Genomic DNA, 16,904 nt, shown 5'->3' with positions numbered 1-16,904 from the left:
GGCGCTCGCCGCCGGGCACCGGCCGGCCCGGCCGGTCAGGGGCGCAGCAGGTCGGCGTGGGCGGCGCGGAGCCGGGTGAGGGCCGCGTCGCCGGCCGGGGCGCGCCGGTCCAGCTCGGCCCACGCCTCGGCGAGCGCGTCGGTGAGGGCCCGCAGCTCGGCGGCGTGCCGCCGGCTGGACTGCCGGTGCAGCTCCTCCAGGCGGCGAGCCCAGCCGGCGCTGATCGCGGCGATCCGCTCCGCGTCGGCCCGGGCCTGGGCCCCGGTGCGGGCGGCCGGGGCGGGCACGATCGCGGCGATCGGGCGAGGGTCGCCGTCACGGGTGACGACGGTGACGGTGTCGGTCAGCTCGGCGAGGGAGATGAGTTGGGTGAGCCGGGTGCGGACCTCGCGCAGCGGCAGGGCGCGCGGCTGGGGGGACCGGTCGGCCAGTGCGGGGACAGCCATGGACACATGTTGACGTCCGGGTACGACAAGAACCCTTCTCAGGCCGTCCATTCCGGCGCCAGGACCGACCAGACCTCCATGTCGGCCCGACCCTCCGGCACCGGCGCGGCGTCCCGGAGCACCCCGTCGCGGCGCATGCCGAGCCGGCGGGCGACCGCGATGCTGCGCTCGTTGCCGGCCCGGGTCACCCACTCGACGCGGTGGATGCCGCGCTCCCGGACCGCCCAGTCGATGACCACCCGGGCGGCCCGGGTGACCAGGCCCTGACCCTCCGCGTCCGCCTCCAGCCAGCAGCCGGCCTCGCAGACGCCGCGCGCGGTGCTCAGCGACACCAGCAGCACGCCACCGACGAGCGTGCCGCGCTGCCAGATGCCCCAGATCCCGCCGTCGTCGCGGGCCCACCGGTCCGCGTACGCCTGGAGGACCCGGCGGGCCGACTCGGCGTCGGTGGCCACGAAGGACGCGCCGACCCAGGGCGCGATGTGCTCCCGGCAGCGATCGAGGTTGGCGAGGAACTCGTCGGCGTGCCAGGGCTGCAGCGGTCGCAGCTCGGCGTCGTCGGTCAGGGCAAGCGCGAACATCCGTGCAACCTACCGGCCCGCCGCGCGGTCCCGCCCGCCGATTTCGCCGCTCACTGTCGCATCTCGTACGCGCCGGCCAGGTCCGCCACCCGCTGCCACGTCCGGGCGCTGCGATCGGCGTCGACCACCGGGCGGCGGAGGTGGGCGAGGGCCCAGGCCGCCTGCTCGTCGGTGGTGGCCGGTTTGCCGTGCAGCTCGGTGGCGTAGCCGGAGAAGTCCCGGACCAGCAGGTCGAAGATCTCGTCGAGCAGGTCCGGGTCGAGACCGGTCAGCTCCGCCTGCTCCAGGACGAGCTGACCGTAGACCACGAGCGCGAAGAGCTGGCCGATGGTGAGCAGGAAGTCCAGGTCGCGCTGCTGGGTCTCGTCCGGCGCGCACGCGGCGAGCAGCGTGACCAGCCCGTCGGCCTGTTCCCGGAACCGGGCCACGTTGGGCAGGTGGGCGTGCGCGTCGTAGGCGGCGCGCCAGTCGTGGAACCGGATCGCGCCGAGGCCGCGCGCCGGGCCCTGCCGGAACAGGAACGTGTCGTCGGCCGCGTCCCGCCGGGTCGGCACCGCCGGGTGTTCGGTGGGCCGGAACAGGTAGTTGGGCATGAACTTGAGGATCAGCGCCAGGTTGACGTGGACGGTGCCCTCCAGCTTCGGCAGGCCACGGATGTCCTTGGCGGCCTTGTCGAAGTAGGTGTCGGCCTCGAAGCCCTTGGCGGCGATGACGTCCCAGAGCAGGTCGATCACCTTCTCGCCCTCGGTGGTGACCTTCATCTTGGTCATCGGGTTGAACAGCAGGTAGCGGCGGTCGTCCGGGCCGGCCGAGCGGAAGTAGTCGACCGCCCGGTCGCTGAACAACTTCATCGCCACCAGCCGGGCGTACGCGTCGGTCAGCTCGCGGCGCACGTGCGGGAAGTCGGTGACCCGCCGGCCGTACAACACCCGGCCGTGGGCGTGGCTGACCGCCTCGTACATGGCGTGCTCGCAGATGCCGACGGACGCGGTGCAGAGGTTGAACTTGCCGACGTTGACCGTGTTCAGCGCGGCGTCGAACGCGGCCGGCCCGGTGTGCAGCACGTCCTCGGCGCGCACCGGGTAGTCCTCCAGCCGGAACTCGGAAACGTACATCTGGGCGGCGACCACGTTGCGGACCAGCCGGTACGCCGGGTGCCGGCTGTCGGCGGCGAAGAACACGTACCCCTCGGGGCCCTCGACGTCGGCGCGCCGGCCGAAGACCGAGACCAGCCCGGCGACGTTGCCGTTGCCGATGTAGTACTTGCCGCCGGTGGCCCGGAAACCACCCGCGCCGTCGGGGGTGAGCAGCATGTCGGTGGCGTAGATGTCGGCGCCGTGCGGACGCTCGGAGAGGCCGAACGCCATCACGTGCCCCTGGTCGAGCAGCTCGGCGGCGCGCGCCCGGGCGGCGGTGTTGCCGCTCTGCCACACCGGCCCGAGGCCGAGCACGGTGACCTGCCAGGTGTACCAGTAGCCGAGCCCGTAGAAGCCGAGGATCTCGCTGAGCGCGGCGTTACGGGCGGTGTCCCAGCGCTTGTCGGCGTCGCCGCCGCCGTCGGCGGACGGGGTGAGGAACGTGGCGAAGAGGCGTTCCCGAGCGGCGAAGTCGAGGAAGTCGGCGTACCACTCGCGGGCGTGGTAGCTGTCGAGCAGGGCGCGCTTGCCCCGGGTCTCGAACCAGTCGATGGTGGCGCGCAGCAGCCGCCGCGAGGTCTCGTCGAGGTCGGCGGGATCGTAGTGGTGCGGGTGGAACAGCAGCGGGTCGCTCACGCGGGGGGCCTTTCCGGGTCGAGGTCGCGGAGGGTGGCCAGGACGTCGTCCAGCCAGGCCAGCACCATCCGCTCGTACGCGATGCCGCCGCGCAGCACCACGTGCTGCAACGCCGCCCGGGCGTCGGGTGCGGCGGAGCCGAAGTCGCGGCGCTCGCCGGCCAGGTAGCCGGCGAGGACGGTCTCGTGGTCGGCGCGGTAGCGCTCGACCTCGGCGACCAGGAGCGCGCGCCCGGCCGCGTCGTCGAACGCGGCGCCCCGGATCTTGACGGCCAGTTCGTGCCGGACCGCCTCCGGGCGCACCGGGGCGTGCAGCCAGCCGACCAGCGCGGCCCGGCCGGTCGGGGTGACCGACCAGAGCTTCTTGTCCGGCAGGCTCTCCTGACCGATCTCCTCACCGGTGATCCGGTCGTCCTCCGCGAGCTGCTTGAGAACGCGGTAGATCTGCTGGTGGGTGGCGGTCCAGAAGCGTCCGATCGAGCGGTCGAAGCGACGGGCCAACTCGTAGCCGGAGGCGGGTTGCTCCAGCAGCGATACGAGGATGGCGTGCTCCAGCGACATGCCGGCCATCCTGCTATGCACTTTGTTGCATAGCAAGACCTAGTCCGGCAGGTACTCCCGCACGGCGGCGAACTGCGCCACGGTCAGGTAGGACGGGTTCGCCGCCTGCGGCTGCCGGAAGACCTCCGCGCCGGCCAGCCGGGGGTCGGCGCGCAGCACGTCACGGCGCACCCGCAGCGGCTCGTCGAGGACGGTCAGGTCCAGCGGCAGCGTCCACGACCCACCCGGCTCCCCCGGCTGCGGCTCACCGGCCACCCGACCCAGGCCCCACACGCCGTACGGGAGTCGGCCCCGGCTGCCGCTGGCCCAGAACACCACCGGCTGGCCGACGCGCATCAGGCGGATCCGGTAGCCGGGACGCACGCACCAGCCGGTCACGGTCGGGTCGGCGGCGAAGCGGGCGGCCAGGTCCGTCTTCTCCGCGTTGCCCTTGATCAGCCAGGCGCCGAGATCGTCGAGGGTCACCCGCGGGGAGGTCATCCGGCCATTCTCCGGCGCGGCGGCCGGAGCCGCCCGGTAAGGCACGGCCGTGAGGGTGGTCATAACGGCTGGACGACCGGCGCACCGGTGCTGCTAGCCTTTCGGCAGGTCATGAGCGCCAGCGTCAAGCCCCGGCTCGCTGGCCGGCAACCCTCCGCCACGGTGGGGTGCTCCGGGTGAGGACCAGGCGCCGACGGCAGTCGGCGCAAGCGTGGCCTGGCACCCAGGTCAGCACCGACGGACCAGGGAGACCCATGTTCGCACCACCCCCCATCCGGGCCGGCCTCGCACTGGTCAGGCGTCGCCACGTCGACCTGATGCGGGTGTGCAGCGACCGCTGTCGCGACGCGCGCTGAGCGACCGCTCCACCCTTCCCCGATCCACCCTTCCGGCTCCGCCGTGCCCGGCGGCGCCGCACCGGCACGCGTCCCGCGTGTCCGTCCACTCTGGAGAGACATCGTGCGTATCCGTACCGCCCTGACCCGCGTCGCCGCGCTCGGCGCCGCCGCCGCGCTCGCCGCCACCGCGCTGACCGCCTGCGGCGGGTCGGCCGACGACGCGGCCGACAACCCGTACGGCCTGCTGCAACCCGGGGTGATCCGGGCCGGCACGCTCACCGACGCCCCGCCGAACGTCTTCCTCAAGGACGGGAAGTTCACCGGCTTCGACAACGACCTGCTGCGGGCCGTCGCCGAGAAGGTCGGTCTGAAGGTGGAGTTCGTCGGCACCGACTTCTCCGCGCTGCTCGCCCAGGTCGACAACCGCAAGTTCGACGTGGGCAGCTCCTCGATCACGGTCACCGAGGCCCGGAAGAAGACCGTCGACTTCGGCAACGGCTACGACTTCGGCTACTTCGGCCTGGACGTGCCGGCCGGCTCCGCGATCACCGGCTTCGACCAGCTCGCCGGCAAGCGCGTGGTGGTGGTCCAGGGCACCGTGCAGGACGACTTCGCCACCAGGGAGAAGCTGAACCCGGTGCGGGTGCCCGACTACAACGGCGCGGTCAACCAGCTCAAGGCCGGCACCGCCGACGCCTGGATCGCACCGGCCGAGATCGGCGACAAGTCCGCCGCCGACAGCGCCGGCAAGATCAAGGTCGCGGCGAAGCAGCTCAGCCCCGCGCCGACCGCGTACGCGGTGGCGAAGGGCAACGACAGGCTGCGCGAGGCGCTGGACAAGGGCCTCGACCAGGTGATCGCCGACGGCACCTGGAGCCGCCTCCAGGAGCGGTACTACCCGGGGCGGCCGATCCCGGCCGACTTCACCCCCGGCAGCGGATCGGTCGCCGTGCCGTCGCCGTCGGCGGCCTCCTGAATCGGTAACCGGGCACGAGCGGGACGGACGGAGCGGACATGGATCCACTGAGCACCCTCTGGGAGACGTTCTTCGACTGGGGGTCGATGCGCGAGGCGCTGCCCGAGATGCTGACCGTCGGGCTGCCGAACACGCTGATCCTGGCCGCCTCCGCCGCGCTGCTCGGCTCGGTGCTCGGCATGCTGCTGGCGGTCGCCGGCATCTCGCGTACCCGCTGGTTGCGGTGGCCGGCCCGGGTCTACACCGACGTGTTCCGCGGCCTGCCGGCCGCGGCCACCATCCTGCTCATCGGCGTCGGCCTGGCGCCGCTGGGCATGCAGGTGTGGGGCCCGAACCCCTACCCGCTGGGCGTGCTGGCGCTGTCGCTGATCGCCGCCGCCTATCTCGGCGAGATCTTCCGGGCCGGCATCCTGAGCGTGGAGGCCGCCCAGTTGGAGGGCGCCCGGGCGCTCGGCTTCTCCTGGGGCGAGTCGATGCGGCTGGTGGTCATCCCGCAGGGCGTACGCCGGGTGCTGCCCGCCTGGGTCAACCAGCTCATCGCGTTGATCAAGGACTCCAGTCTGGTCTACTTCCTCGGCCTGCTGGCCAGCCAGCGGGAGCTGTTCCGGATCGGCCAGGACTACGCGGCGAACACCGGCAACCAGTCCGCGCTGCTGCTGGCCGGCCTGTGCTACCTGCTGCTGACCGTGCCGTTGACGCACGCGGTCAACTGGCTGGACCGGCGGTTGCGCCAGGGCCGCCCGGCCGCCCCACCACCCGAGCCCGACACCGACCTGACGCCGGCCGGCGTCACCCCGACCGGAAGGGACCCGCGATGAGCACCGGCACCGCCACCTCGGTCAGCCTCGCCGTCCGCGACGTGCACCTGGCGTTCGGCGCGCACCGGGTGCTGCGCGGCGCGGACCTGGACGTGGCCCGGGGCGGCACCGCCTGCGTCATCGGGCCGTCCGGCTCCGGAAAGTCCACGCTGCTGCGTACCGTCAACCGGCTGATCGAGCCGGACCGGGGCGACGTGCTGCTGGACGGGCGCAGCGTGCTGCGCGACGACCCGGACGCGCTGCGGCAGCGCATCGGCATGGTGTTCCAGCAGTTCAACCTCTTCCCGCACCTGAGCGTGCTGCGCAACGTCACGCTGGCGCTGCGGAAGCTGAAGAAGCTCGACCGGGACGAGGCGGAGGCGGTGGCCCGCGCCCAGCTCGACCTGGTCGGGCTCGCCGCGAAGGCCGACGCCCGGCCGGCGCAGCTCTCCGGCGGCCAGCAGCAACGCGTCGCCATCGCCCGCGCGCTCGCACTGCGCCCGCAGGTGATGCTCTTCGACGAGGCCACCTCGGCGCTGGACCCGGAGCTGGTCAAGGGCGTGCTCGCGGTGATGGCCGACCTCGCCGCCGCCGGCATGACCATGGTGGTGGTCACGCACGAGATGGGCTTCGCCCGCACCGTCGCCGACACGGTCGCGTTCATGGACGCCGGCCGGGTGCTGGAGGCCGGGCCGCCGGCCGCCGTGTTCGAGGCCCCCGAACACCCCCGGCTGCGGCGGTTCCTGTCCCAGGTGCTCTGATCAGCCCTTGACGGCGCCGATCAGCACCCCCTTGATGAAGTGCCGCTGGATGAACGGGTAGACCGCGACGATCGGCGCGACGGTCAGCACCACCACCGCCATCTTGATCGCCTCGGTCGGCGGCATGGTCACCCCGCTGGCCGCGCCGGAGGTGTGCGGCGCCTGCCCGGCCAGCAGGTAGCTCTGCAACACCCGCTGAATCGGGTACATGTCGTTGCGGTCGATGAACAGCAGCGCGTCGAACCAGACGTTCCAGTAGCTGACCGCGTAGAAGAGACCGACCACGGCGATCACCGCGCGGGACAGCGGCAGCACGATGCGGCCCAGCGTCCGGAAGTCGCTGGCGCCGTCGATGCGCGCGCTGTCCAGCAGTTCCTGCGGGATGCCCTGGAAGAAGCCGCGCACCACCACCAGGTTGAACACGCTGATCGCGGACGGCAGCACCAGCGCCCAGATGGTGTCCTTGAGCCCGAGCCCGGTGACCACCAGGTAGCGGGGCACGAGCGGCGGGTAGACCAGGAACGGGATCAGGAAGTACGCCAGCAGCCAGCGGTGCCCCACCGTGCCCGGCCGGGACAACCCGTACGCGGCCAGCACGGTGACGGTCAGCGCGATGGCGGTGCCGCAGACGGTGACCAGCGTGCTGATCCACAGTGCCCGGGTGACCGCGCCGCCGGCGAAGATGGTGGCGTAGGCCGAGGTGTCGATGCCCTTCGGCACCACCACCAGGCCGCCCGCGTCGGCGATCGCCTGGCGCGACGAGAGGCTGGTCACCAGCACCACCCAGAGCGGGAAGAGGACGCCGAGCACCAGCAGGGTGAGCAGGGTGGCCTTGAGCGCCTGGCCGATGCGGGTGGGGGGCTCCTCCCACACCGGGCGGTGGGGCCGCGCGCGCGGCGGCCGTCGGATGATCACGGTCATGACTTCGAGTAGATCCCTCGTTCGCCGAGCAGGTGCGCCACCCGGTTCGCGGCCAGGATCAGCACCAGGCCGACGACGGCCTTGAACAGGCCGGCCGCCGCGCCGTAGCCGTAGTTCCCGGTGGCGATGGAGAAGTGGTAGACGAAGGTGTCGAGCACCTCGGCGGCCTGCCGGCCGACCGCGTCGCGTTGCAGCAGGAACTGTTCGAAGCCGACCGAGAGCGCGTCACCGAGGCGCAGGATCAGCAGCAGCACGATCACCGGACGCAGGCCGGGCAGCGTGATGTGCCAGAGCCGCCGCCACCGGCCGGCGCCGTCCGCCGCGGCGGCCTCGTAGAGGCTCTGGTCGATGGTGGACAGCGCGGCGAGGAACACGATGGTGCCCCAGCCCACGTCCTTCCAGACCGCCTCGGCGGTGACCAGGACGATGAACGTGTCCGGGTTGGTCATCACGTTCCACGGCTGCATGCCGGCGTCGCGCATGGTCTGGGCCAGCAGCCCCGCGCCGCCCAGCATGGCGACGAAGAAACTGATCACCAGCACCCAGCTGAAGAAGTGCGGCAGGTAGACGACGGTCTGGACGAGGCCACGCAGCCGGCTGGAGAGCAGATTGTGCAGCATCACCGCGAGCAGGATCGGCAGCGGGAAGAAGAACACGAGCTGGAACGCGGTGATGGCGAGCGTGTTGCGGAACGCGTCCCAGAACGCCGGGTCGTCGAAGAGGAGCTGGAACTGGCCGAAGCCGATCCAGTTGCTGTGCGTGAACGCCTGCCACGGATTGTCGCCCAGGTACGGGTTGTAGTCCTGGAACGCGATGACGTTGCCGGCGATCGGCAGGTAGCTGAAGATCAGCAACACCAGGAAGCCGGGCGTCACCATGGCCAGCAACTGCCAGTCGCGACGCAGCCGGCTGCCCAGCGGCACCCGGCGACGGCGGGGCGGTCGGCGGCGGGCCGGTGGGGCCGGCTCGTCGGGTCGGGCCCGCTCGGGTCCGACCGCGACGGCCGGCTCGCTCACTTGGCCGCCTTGGGCAAGGAGTCGGCGAGCAGCTTGCGGGCTTCCTCCCCGCCGTTGGCCTTCCACTCGGCGACGATGGCGTCCGCGTCGCTCAGTGGACGCCGGCCGCGCAGCACGTCGGTGAACTTGTCCTCGGTCGGCACCTGGTTGGCCTTGTAGGCGGCCGGCATCTCCAGCTTGACCCCGGCCCAGGGGTTCTTCTCCAGGAACTTGACCATCTGGTTGGAGTAGTTCAGCACGTCCGGCACGTAGCGGGGGGTGTCCGGGTACGGCCCGATGGTGGGGTTGCGACCGCTGATGAAGAAGTACTGGTTGGCGATCTCCTTGAACGCCAGGTCGGTCTTGACCGGCCCGTTCGGCGACTTCGTGTGGTGCTTGCCCTCGACGCCGAAGTCGCGGAGCTGGGCCTCCTGGCTGCCCAGCGGCGCGGAGCACCAGTTGATGACGCGCAGCAACTCCTGGACCCGGTCCTTGCCGACGCCCTTCCGGACGAAAGTGAAGGAGATCGGCTTGTCCTCGCCCCAGACCAGCGGGTCGCCGCCGGTGGCGGAGAAGATCGGCACCGGCTGGATGTTCAACGTCGGGTTGGTCTTCTGGTGCTCGGCCTGGGCGCCCTGCCAGAAGCCGACGCCGTCCTGCTTGAACACGATCGCGCCGTTCTTGGCGAACAACTGCTTCGCGTCCGCGCCGCGGCTGGCCACGATGTCCGGGTGGACCAGGCCGTCCTTGTAGATCTTGGCCATCACCTCGAGCGCCTGGCGGAACTCCGGCGTCTCGTACTTGAACTCCGGCGTCCCGTCGGAGCGCAGCCGCCACCCCTGGTTGGCGCCGGGCACCCGGTGGAACATCTGGATCATGGCGAAGACGTCGTCGAACGCCCACACCTTGCGAGCCGGGTCGGTGACCTGCCGGGCCGCGGTCAGCAGCTCGTCGAGGTTGGTCGGCACCCCCAGGCCGCGCGCGTCGAGCAGGTCCTTGCGGGCGAACAGCGCCCAGGGGAACGGCCCGTCCGTGGGGTTGGGCACGGACATCAGCCGCCCGTTCCAGACCGCCTGGCGCCAGGCCCCGGTCGGGAAGCTGGCCAACATCGGGTACGCGTTCGCGGCGTCGCCCCGGAGGTGGTCGGTGAGGTCCTCGAAGAGCGCCTTGATCGCCTCGGCGAAGCGCGGGATCTTCTCCACCTCCCAGCTCGGCACGCAGAGCAGCTCCGGCACGTCCCGAGCGCTGAGCATGGCGTTGAGCTTGTCGGCGTAGGTGACACCGTCCTGGATGGTGAAGTTGACAGGCGTGCCCAGCTCGGCGTTGACGGCCTGGAGGTAGGCGCTCTGCGCGACGCCGGGCGGCGCCGGGCCCCAGGCGGGCGTCATCGCGGTGATCTGCTTGCCGCTGGTGCCGGGCTTGTCGGTGATGGCGTCGACCAGGGTCGCCGGGTAGCTGGTGTAGCCGTCGGGCACCGGGCGGGTGCCCACGATGTCGGGCTTGACGGCGCCGGGCAGGTCCTTCCGCGTCGGCAGCAGGCCGGAAACGGCGTCGAGCTGCTGGGAGGCGCCGGAGCCGGCCGGCTTCTCGGAGCATCCGGCGAGCAGCGGGCCGCCGGCGGTGGCGGCCATGCCGAGGCCGACCAGGCCGAGGAAGCGGCGACGGGAGGCGCCCGGATCGGGGTGGTGCACGCTCATCGATACCCCTTCGGGAGGGATGCATTCGTATGGATGAGCAACAAACTAATCTCGACCGTGAGCTTGCACAAGAGCGAACCGGAGCGGCGTTGGTCAGGCCTGGCAGCGGTCGGAGAGCGCGTAGCGCGTCAACACCACGTCGCCGATCTGGCGCACCTCGACCACCCGGGCCCGGCGACCCGGGTGCCACGGGAATCGGCCCTCCCCGACGAACCGGGGAGCCCGGCCGTCCCCCACGAAGAACGGCGCGACCACCAGGTGCAACTCGTCGGCGAGCCCGGCGGTGAGGAACTGGCGGTGCATGGTGCCGCCGCCCTCCACCATCAACCGGCCGACCCCGCGCCCGGCCAGGTCGGCGACGACCGCCTCCGGGGTGACCGGCTCGCCGGCGTCGACCACGGTGGCCACCGCGCCGACCTGCTCCCGGGCCTTGTCCACCACCCCGCTCGGGCAGTAGACCAGCTTGACGCCCTCGCCGACGGTGAAGAAGCGGGCCACCGGGTCGAGGTCGCCGCTGCCGGTGACCGTCACCTTCACCGGGGACGGGGGCAGGCCCCGGGCCACCCGCTCGGCACGCCGCCGATCGCTGCGCACCAGCAACCGGGGGTCGTCGCGGCGGACCGTGGCCGCGCCCACCATGATCGCGTCGCACCCGGCCCGCGTCGCGTCGACCCGGTCCAGGTCGTCGTCGTTGGAGAGCAGCAGCCGCTCGGTGGTCGCGTCGTCGATGTAACCGTCGATCGACATCGCGCAGCTCAACAGCACGTACGGGCGGGTGGTCACGGCACGAACGGCAGGTCGAGGGCGTGGTCGGCGCGGGTGACCTTGGCCGCCAGGTAGTCGGCGTTCGCCGGGGACAGGTGCACGCCGGTGACCACCCGGTCGGCCACCGCGACGCCCAGCCCTTCGAGTTGTGCCGCCTTGTCCGGATTGTTGCTCAGCAGGGCCACCCGCTCCACGCCCAGCGCGGTGAGCATCTGCGCGGCCACCGTGTAGTCCCGCTCGTCGGCGCCCCGCCCGAGCGCCAGGTTCGCCTCGTACGTGTCCAGGCCGTCGTCCTGGAGGGCGTACGCGTCGAGCTTGGCGTACAGGCCGATGCCCCGCCCCTCCTGGCGCAGGTAGAGCAGGTAGCCACCGGCCTCGGCGATCCGCTCGACCGCCTCGCGCAACTGCGGGCCGCAGTCGCAGCGCTGGCTGCCGAACACGTCACCGGTCAGGCACTCGCTGTGCGGGCGGACCAGCGGCGGGTCGGCGTCGGCGTAGCCGCCGAGCCCGAACGCCAGGTGCTCCCGGCCGTCCACCAGGCCGTGGAACGTGTGCACCAGGGCGGTGGTGGTGTATCCGTCGGGGAACCGAAGCGGGACCGTGACCCGGGTCCGGACCGTCGCGCTGGGCAGGGTTTCGTCCATGGTTCTCCTCCGTCCGGCCGCCGGGCTGACCGACGACTCACACCTCGCACCCTCACCGTATGCGGGATCACCGACAGTTGCCGGTCGGGCGCAATAGCAGCACCACGGCACCGGGCAGGCTGGCCACCAGGACCAGCGCGCCGTAGACGGTGCCGGTGGCGACGCCCTGGGCGGCGGTCAGGCCGGCCGCCGCGAACGCCCAGGCGGCGACGCCCTCGCGCGGCCCGAAGCCACCCACGTTGAGCGGCAGGGCCATGGCCAGCAGGGCGAGCAGGGTCAGCGGCAGCAGGCGGGACAGCGGCGCGTCGGCCCCGGCGGTGCGGGCGGCCACCACGAACGTGGCCAGGTGGCCGGCGAACACCACGATCGAGGCGAGCACCACGCCGGCCCAGGTCCGCCGCGCCAGCAGCCCGGCGCGGACGTCGGCCAGCGCGGTACGCGCCACCCGGGCGAGGCGGGACGCCCCGGACCGCGGCACCGCGCGGGCCACCAGCACCAGCGCCACCACGGTCACCACCCCGACGACGGCCAGCGCCGGCAGGTACCGGCGGACCGGGGACGGGAACGCGGCCAGCACCGCCACCGCGATGACCACCTGCACCACCTGCCCGGCGGCGCGCTCCCAGACCACCGCGCGGACCCCCCGGGCCACGTCCCCGGCGTCCCGGCCGTGCCGGACCGCCCGGTGCACGTCGCCGAGCACGCCGCCGGGCAGGGTGGAGTTGAGGAAGATCGCCCGGTAGCAGTGCGCCACCGCGGCGCGCATCGGCAGCCGTACCCCCAGCCCGCCGGCCACCAGCGACCAGCGCCAGGCGCCGCTCACGGTGGTGACCACGCCGATGCCGAGCGCGGCGGCCAGCGCCGGCGCGTCGATCAGTCGCAGCCCGGCCAGGAACGGACCGGTGCCGACGAAGGCGACCAGCCCGGCGAGCACGGCCAGCCCGGCGGCGGGCCGCAACCAGGCCCGGCGGGTCCAGGCCCAGCGCACCCGGGCCGGACGCGGCCGGACCGGTACGGGCACGGGCGCGGCGACGGCGACATGTGACAAACGGTCCTCCCTCGATCCCACCGGATGTCACGTGTCGGCGGGCCGTACGGTTCAGCCGGCGAGCAGGTCGGCGTGGTGCAGCACCACCTCGACCCGGCCGGCGGCGGCCTCGGCGAGCCGCCACTCGGTATACGTCCGCGCGGGGCCGTTCAGATGCGGTCGCTCCTCGACGGCCGCGTCCACCCAGCCGGTCAGCCACTCGGCGGTCAGCGCGGCCTGCTCCGGCCCGAGCCGCCACGGGGTGGACCGCACCGCCACCTCGACGCCGTGCCGACCGAACGCGGCGACGGTGGCGTCCACCGCGTCCGGCCCGAGCAGGACCCGCCCGTCGGCGGTCCGCCGTTGGTGGGCGTTGAACGCGTCGGCCAGCTCGGCGTCGAGCGGATCCGCCGGGGTGAACTCCGCACGGCCGGACACGGTGAGCGCGAACAGCGTCGGGTGGCCGGCGCAGGCGGCCACCGTCCGGTCGACCTCCTCGGCGGTGAGCATGTCCAGCAGCGCCGACGCGGTGACCAGGTGGGCGTCGGCCAGGTCGGCGCGGGTCAGCCGGGTGATGTCCGAGCCGCGGGTGGTCACCGTGACCGGCGCGCCGTCGGCGGCGGTGAGCCCGCCGCCGGTGGCCAGCGCCAGCAGGTGCCTGTCGCGTTCGTGCAGCACCCAGCGCTGCGGGCCGGGCAGCCGGGGGGCGAGCCAGCGGGCCATCGACCCGGTGCCGCTGCCCAGGTCGTGCACGACCAGCGGGCGGCCGGCGGGCAGCCGGTCGCGGACCGCGTCGGCCAGCTCGACCGAGCGGGCGGCCGCGTCGGCGGGCTCGCGCAGTCGCAGCCAGTCCGCGAAGTCGGGCGGGAGTGAGGTGGTCATGCCGCGGTCGCCTCCTTGAGCGCCGTCGCCAGCCGGTCCACGGTGACCGGCCAGCCGGTGAGGGTGGGCCGCCGCTGCCGGGCGGCACGGCGCAGCCGGTCCCGCAGGGCGGGGTCGGTGAGCCAGCGGCGCAGCGCGTCGGCGGCCGGACCCGGGTCGTCCGGTGGCACCAGCAGGCCGGGCCGGTCGCCGTCGGGGGCGTGCCCGAGCGTGGCCGGCAGGCCGCCGGTGTCGCTGGCCAGCACCGGTACGCCCCGGGCCAGCGCCTCGGTCACCACCATGCCGTACGTCTCCCGCCGGGAGGGCTGGACCAGCAGATCGGCGGCGGCGTACGCGCCGGCCAGGTCCCCTCCGGTGCGCGGGCCGAGCATCCGGACCCGGTCGGCCAGCCCGGCCCCGGTGAGCCACCGGCGCAGCCGGGCCACGAACGCCGGGTCCCGGTCGAGCGGGCCGATCCAGTCGCAGGTCCAGTCCAGGTCGGCGACCCCGGCGAGCGCGGCGGCCAGCACGTCGTGGCCCTTGACCGGGGTGACCGCCGCGACGCAGAGCAGACGCCCGCCGCCGGGCGTGCCGGGGGCGACCGGCGCCGGCTCGACGCCGGGCGGCGCGACCGTCACCCGAGCGGGGTCGAGCGGGTAACGGTCGAGCAGCCGCCGGCGGGTCCACTCGCTGGTGGCGACCACAGCGGTCGCCGCGCCGAGGGCCCGCCGTTCGGCCTCGTCCTCGATCGGCAGGTGCACCAGCACCACCAGGCGCAGTCGCGCGGCGTGCGGGGCGAGCACGTCCGGCACGGTCGAGGCGACCAGGCCGTCGAGCAGCACGGTCGCGCCGCCGGGCAGCCCGGCGAGCAGCCCGGCCAGCGCGTCCCGTTCCCGGTCCCCCGGGTGCGGCCAGCGGCCCGGCACCTGGTGCTCGCGCACGCTCCAGCCGAGCGCCGCCAGCCCGCGGCAGACGTGCCGGTCGTAGGCGTTGCCGCCGCTGGGGTTCGCCGGGTCGTCGATGTCGCCCGGCAGCACCACGTGGACGGCGGTCATCCGGTCACAGCGGCCGTTCGTAGCTCGCCCAGGCGACGTGCGACTCGTGCAGCGTGACGGTGATCCCGGCCAGACCCCGGGCCCCCTCCCCCAGCCGGCCGGCGTGCACCGCGTCGGCGAGCCGGTCGGCGACGGTGCGGGCCAGCACCTCGGTGGTGGTGTTCACCCCGGCGAAGGCCGGCTCGTCGTCCAGGTTGCGGTAGGTCAGCTCGCCGAGCACGGCCTTGAGCTGCTCGGTGGCCAGACCGATGTCGACCACGATCCCGTCGGCGTCCAGCTCCGCACGGCGGAACGTGGCGTCGACGACGAAGGTGGCGCCGTGCAGCCGCTGGGCCGGGCCGAACACCTCGCCGCGGAAGCTGTGGGCGACCATCATGTGGTCCCGGACCGTCACGCTGAACACGTTCACTCCTCGCCGTAGGTGATGAGATGACAGAGCGCCGGGAGCCGGCCCGAGGCGAGCCGGTCCAGCACGTCGGGCAGATCGGTGAAGCGGGACCGGCCGGTGAGCAGCGCGTCGAAGGCCGGGTCGGTCAGCAGGTCCAGGGCGACGGCGAGCCGGTCGGCGTAGCTGCGGTCGGCCCGCCGGGGCGAGACGGTGCCGACCTGGCTGCTGCGAATGGCGAGCCGCCGGGAGTGGAACGCGCCGCCGAGGGCGAGGGTGACCGGGCGGTCGCCGTACCAACTCAGCTCCAGCACGGTGCCCTCCGGGCGGAGCAGCTCCAGGCCGCGTTGCAGCCCGTCGGCGCTGGCGCTGGCGTGCACCACCAGGTCGCGACCGCCGGTCGCGTCGGCGGGCAGGGCGAAGTCGACCCCGAGCGCCGCGGCGACCCCGGCCCGGCCCGGATCGGCGTCGACCAGCTCGACCCGGACGCCCGGGAAGCGGGCCAGCAGCGCGGTCACGCTGCACCCGACCATGCCCCCGCCGATCACGGTGACCCGGTCGCCGACCAGCGGCGCGGCGTCCCAGAGCGCGTTCACCGCGGTCTCCACGGTGCCGGCCAGCACCGCCCGGGCCGCCGGCACGCCGTCCGGCACGACCACCACCGATCCGGCCGGGACCACGTACGCGCTCTGGTGCGGGTACAGGCAGAACACGGTGCGCCCGCGCAGCTCCGCCGGGCCGGCCTCGACCGTGCCGACGTTGAGGTAGCCGTACTTGACCGGCGCCGGGAAGTCGCCGTCCTGGAACGGCGCGCGCATGGCGGCGTGCTGGTCGGTGGGGACCCGGCCGGTGAAGACAAGCGTCTCGGTGCCCCGGCTGACGCCGGTGAACCGGGTGCGGACCAGCACCTCACCGTCGCCGGGCGGGTCGAGGCGGACCGGCCGGATCTCGCCCTCGCCGGGCGCGCGGAGCCAGAACGCGTGGGCGTCGACGGTCACGGATCCTCCTCGTTCTCCGCATTCCGGCCGGGTTGTCGATCATAGACACGGAAGCGGGACGACCCGGGTTCGAACCACCCGGCCCACCGGCCGTTCAGGCGGCCCGCCGCCGCTCCCCGGCCGACCGGGTGTCCGACTCGGCGCGGCGGCCGGCGTCCCCGGCCAGGCTCATCGCCCGGCGGGCGGCGGTCAGCGGCTCGCAGGGTGCCGGCGCGCCGGCGCAGAGCAGGCTGGCGCACCGACCGGCGGCGTCCGGCCGGTGCGCGGCGGCCACGTCGTACGCGCTGCGCCACAGCAACGGGTCGGTGACGCCCCGTGGCAGGACGGCGTCCTGACTGGACCTGGTCCGGATCGTGTCGGGCACCGGTGTTCCCCTTCCGTCGTCACTCCCGGTATCAGTGACCCGGTGAGTCGACGTCAAACCTCTCACCTGCGCACATGTGGCGGCCAGCAATACACGTCACGTCCCGGCCCCCGGGGGCTTGCCCTGCCAGGGCCAGCGGCCGTCCAGCTCCACCTCCAGCGAGAAGCTGAGGAAGGTCCGGACCGCCACGATCAACGCCAGCACGCCCACGCTGGTGAAGGTGGGCGACACCGCGACCGTACGGATGATGTCGCCGCCGACCAGGAACTCCAGGCCGAGCAGGATGGCCCGGCCGACCCCCTGCCGGTACGCCCGGTAGTGCGCCACCACCTGCCGGGTACGACCGCAGCGCGCCGCGAACACCACAGTGGCGACCGTGACGCCCACCGCGATGACCAGCACCCCGGTCAGGTCCAGCAACGCGCCGATGTGCTGGATGATCTCCCTGGTCGGCACTCGACACCCCCGTACGCCTCGGTTC

20 protein-coding genes and 1 riboswitch are annotated in these 16,904 nt (G+C 73.4%); of the genes, 3 read left to right on the top strand and 17 right to left on the bottom strand.

Annotated features, from left to right (window positions below; genetic code table 11):
* Positions 1–35: 35 nt before the first annotated feature.
* The 5 genes from C8054_RS14740 to C8054_RS14720 are packed head-to-tail and all read right to left on the bottom strand — an operon-like array spanning position 36 to position 3,839.
* Positions 36–446 (bottom strand): hypothetical protein, encoded by a 411-nt coding sequence (locus C8054_RS14740; protein WP_107157385.1) that lies wholly within the window; start codon positions 444–446, stop codon positions 36–38.
* A gap of 38 nt (positions 447–484) precedes the next feature.
* A complete protein-coding gene (locus C8054_RS14735) occupies positions 485–1,027 on the bottom strand; it encodes a GNAT family N-acetyltransferase (RefSeq protein WP_107157374.1) in 543 nt (180 codons plus the stop codon).
* Between the two features lie 50 nt (positions 1,028–1,077).
* The gene (locus tag C8054_RS14730; protein WP_107157373.1) at positions 1,078–2,799 is read right to left on the bottom strand and encodes an acyl-CoA dehydrogenase family protein; all 1,722 of its coding nucleotides are present in this window, start codon (positions 2,797–2,799) and stop codon (positions 1,078–1,080) included.
* Entirely contained in the window at positions 2,796–3,359 is a 564-nt protein-coding gene (locus tag C8054_RS14725) for a PadR family transcriptional regulator (RefSeq protein ID WP_107157372.1), read from the bottom strand. The genes C8054_RS14730 and C8054_RS14725 overlap by 4 nt, the downstream gene beginning before the upstream one ends.
* 39 nt (positions 3,360–3,398) lie before the next feature.
* Positions 3,399–3,839 (bottom strand): hypothetical protein, encoded by a 441-nt coding sequence (locus C8054_RS14720; RefSeq protein WP_107157384.1) that lies wholly within the window; start codon positions 3,837–3,839, stop codon positions 3,399–3,401.
* 107 nt (positions 3,840–3,946) lie between these two features.
* A riboswitch (SAM riboswitch) is annotated at positions 3,947–4,057 on the top strand.
* A gap of 241 nt (positions 4,058–4,298) precedes the next feature.
* On the opposite strand from C8054_RS14720, the gene C8054_RS14715 reads away from it, so the two are divergent.
* From C8054_RS14715 to C8054_RS14705, 3 genes are read left to right on the top strand one after another with little or no spacing between them, the layout of a single operon-like run.
* Positions 4,299–5,153: an ABC transporter substrate-binding protein gene (locus C8054_RS14715; protein ID WP_107157371.1), complete on the top strand. Its 855-nt coding sequence runs from the start codon at positions 4,299–4,301 to the stop codon at positions 5,151–5,153.
* 38 nt (positions 5,154–5,191) lie between these two features.
* Positions 5,192–5,971 carry an amino acid ABC transporter permease gene (locus tag C8054_RS14710; protein WP_107157370.1) on the top strand — a complete coding sequence of 260 codons (780 nt, stop codon included), beginning with the start codon at positions 5,192–5,194 and terminating at the stop codon, positions 5,969–5,971.
* Positions 5,968–6,711 carry an amino acid ABC transporter ATP-binding protein gene (locus C8054_RS14705; protein ID WP_107157369.1) on the top strand — a complete coding sequence of 248 codons (744 nt, stop codon included), beginning with the start codon at positions 5,968–5,970 and terminating at the stop codon, positions 6,709–6,711. The genes C8054_RS14710 and C8054_RS14705 overlap by 4 nt, the downstream gene beginning before the upstream one ends.
* Here C8054_RS14705 and C8054_RS14700 read toward each other — a convergent pair whose 3' ends face one another.
* The 12 genes from C8054_RS14700 to C8054_RS14645 form a co-directional block, all read right to left on the bottom strand.
* Positions 6,712–7,632: a carbohydrate ABC transporter permease gene (locus C8054_RS14700; RefSeq protein WP_107157368.1), complete on the bottom strand. Its 921-nt coding sequence runs from the start codon at positions 7,630–7,632 to the stop codon at positions 6,712–6,714.
* Positions 7,629–8,648, bottom strand: a complete 1,020-nt coding sequence (locus C8054_RS14695; protein ID WP_107157367.1) for a sugar ABC transporter permease — start codon at positions 8,646–8,648, stop codon at positions 7,629–7,631. The genes C8054_RS14700 and C8054_RS14695 overlap by 4 nt, the downstream gene beginning before the upstream one ends.
* Positions 8,645–10,324, bottom strand: coding sequence for an extracellular solute-binding protein (locus tag C8054_RS14690; RefSeq protein WP_107157366.1), 1,680 nt, complete (start codon positions 10,322–10,324; stop codon positions 8,645–8,647). Before C8054_RS14690 ends, C8054_RS14695 begins: the two co-directional genes overlap by 4 nt.
* A 93-nt stretch (positions 10,325–10,417) precedes the next feature.
* On the bottom strand, positions 10,418–11,107 hold the full coding sequence (locus C8054_RS14685; protein WP_107157365.1) for a dihydrofolate reductase family protein: 690 nt from the start codon (positions 11,105–11,107) through the stop codon (positions 10,418–10,420).
* A complete protein-coding gene (gene ribA / locus C8054_RS14680; protein ID WP_107157364.1) occupies positions 11,104–11,733 on the bottom strand; it encodes a GTP cyclohydrolase II in 630 nt (209 codons plus the stop codon). Before ribA ends, C8054_RS14685 begins: the two co-directional genes overlap by 4 nt.
* 67 nt (positions 11,734–11,800) lie before the next feature.
* Positions 11,801–12,721 (bottom strand): lysylphosphatidylglycerol synthase domain-containing protein, encoded by a 921-nt coding sequence (locus C8054_RS14675; RefSeq protein WP_233219647.1) that lies wholly within the window; start codon positions 12,719–12,721, stop codon positions 11,801–11,803.
* Positions 12,722–12,832: 111 nt separating this feature from the next.
* Positions 12,833–13,642, bottom strand: a complete 810-nt coding sequence (locus C8054_RS14670; RefSeq protein WP_107157362.1) for an SAM-dependent methyltransferase — start codon at positions 13,640–13,642, stop codon at positions 12,833–12,835.
* Positions 13,639–14,676 carry a glycosyltransferase family 4 protein gene (locus C8054_RS14665; protein WP_107157361.1) on the bottom strand — a complete coding sequence of 346 codons (1,038 nt, stop codon included), beginning with the start codon at positions 14,674–14,676 and terminating at the stop codon, positions 13,639–13,641. Before C8054_RS14665 ends, C8054_RS14670 begins: the two co-directional genes overlap by 4 nt.
* A 4-nt stretch (positions 14,677–14,680) precedes the next feature.
* Positions 14,681–15,079, bottom strand: a complete 399-nt coding sequence (locus tag C8054_RS14660) for a 6-carboxytetrahydropterin synthase (RefSeq protein WP_107157360.1) — start codon at positions 15,077–15,079, stop codon at positions 14,681–14,683.
* A 2-nt stretch (positions 15,080–15,081) separates the two neighbouring features.
* Positions 15,082–16,059, bottom strand: a complete 978-nt coding sequence (locus C8054_RS14655; RefSeq protein WP_107157359.1) for a zinc-binding alcohol dehydrogenase — start codon at positions 16,057–16,059, stop codon at positions 15,082–15,084.
* 94 nt (positions 16,060–16,153) lie between these two features.
* The gene (locus tag C8054_RS14650; RefSeq protein WP_107157358.1) at positions 16,154–16,423 is read right to left on the bottom strand and encodes a hypothetical protein; all 270 of its coding nucleotides are present in this window, start codon (positions 16,421–16,423) and stop codon (positions 16,154–16,156) included.
* Positions 16,424–16,519: 96 nt separating this feature from the next.
* Complete coding sequence (locus C8054_RS14645; RefSeq protein WP_107157357.1) at positions 16,520–16,879, bottom strand: DUF1622 domain-containing protein; 360 nt, start codon at positions 16,877–16,879, stop codon at positions 16,520–16,522.
* Between the last annotated feature and the right edge of the window lie 25 nt (positions 16,880–16,904).

Source organism: Micromonospora sp. RP3T (assembly GCF_003027925.1).
Classification (GTDB): domain Bacteria; phylum Actinomycetota; class Actinomycetes; order Mycobacteriales; family Micromonosporaceae; genus Micromonospora.
The sequence above is the reverse complement of the archived record's forward strand: the minus strand, read 5'-3'. Positions and strand labels throughout refer to the sequence as shown.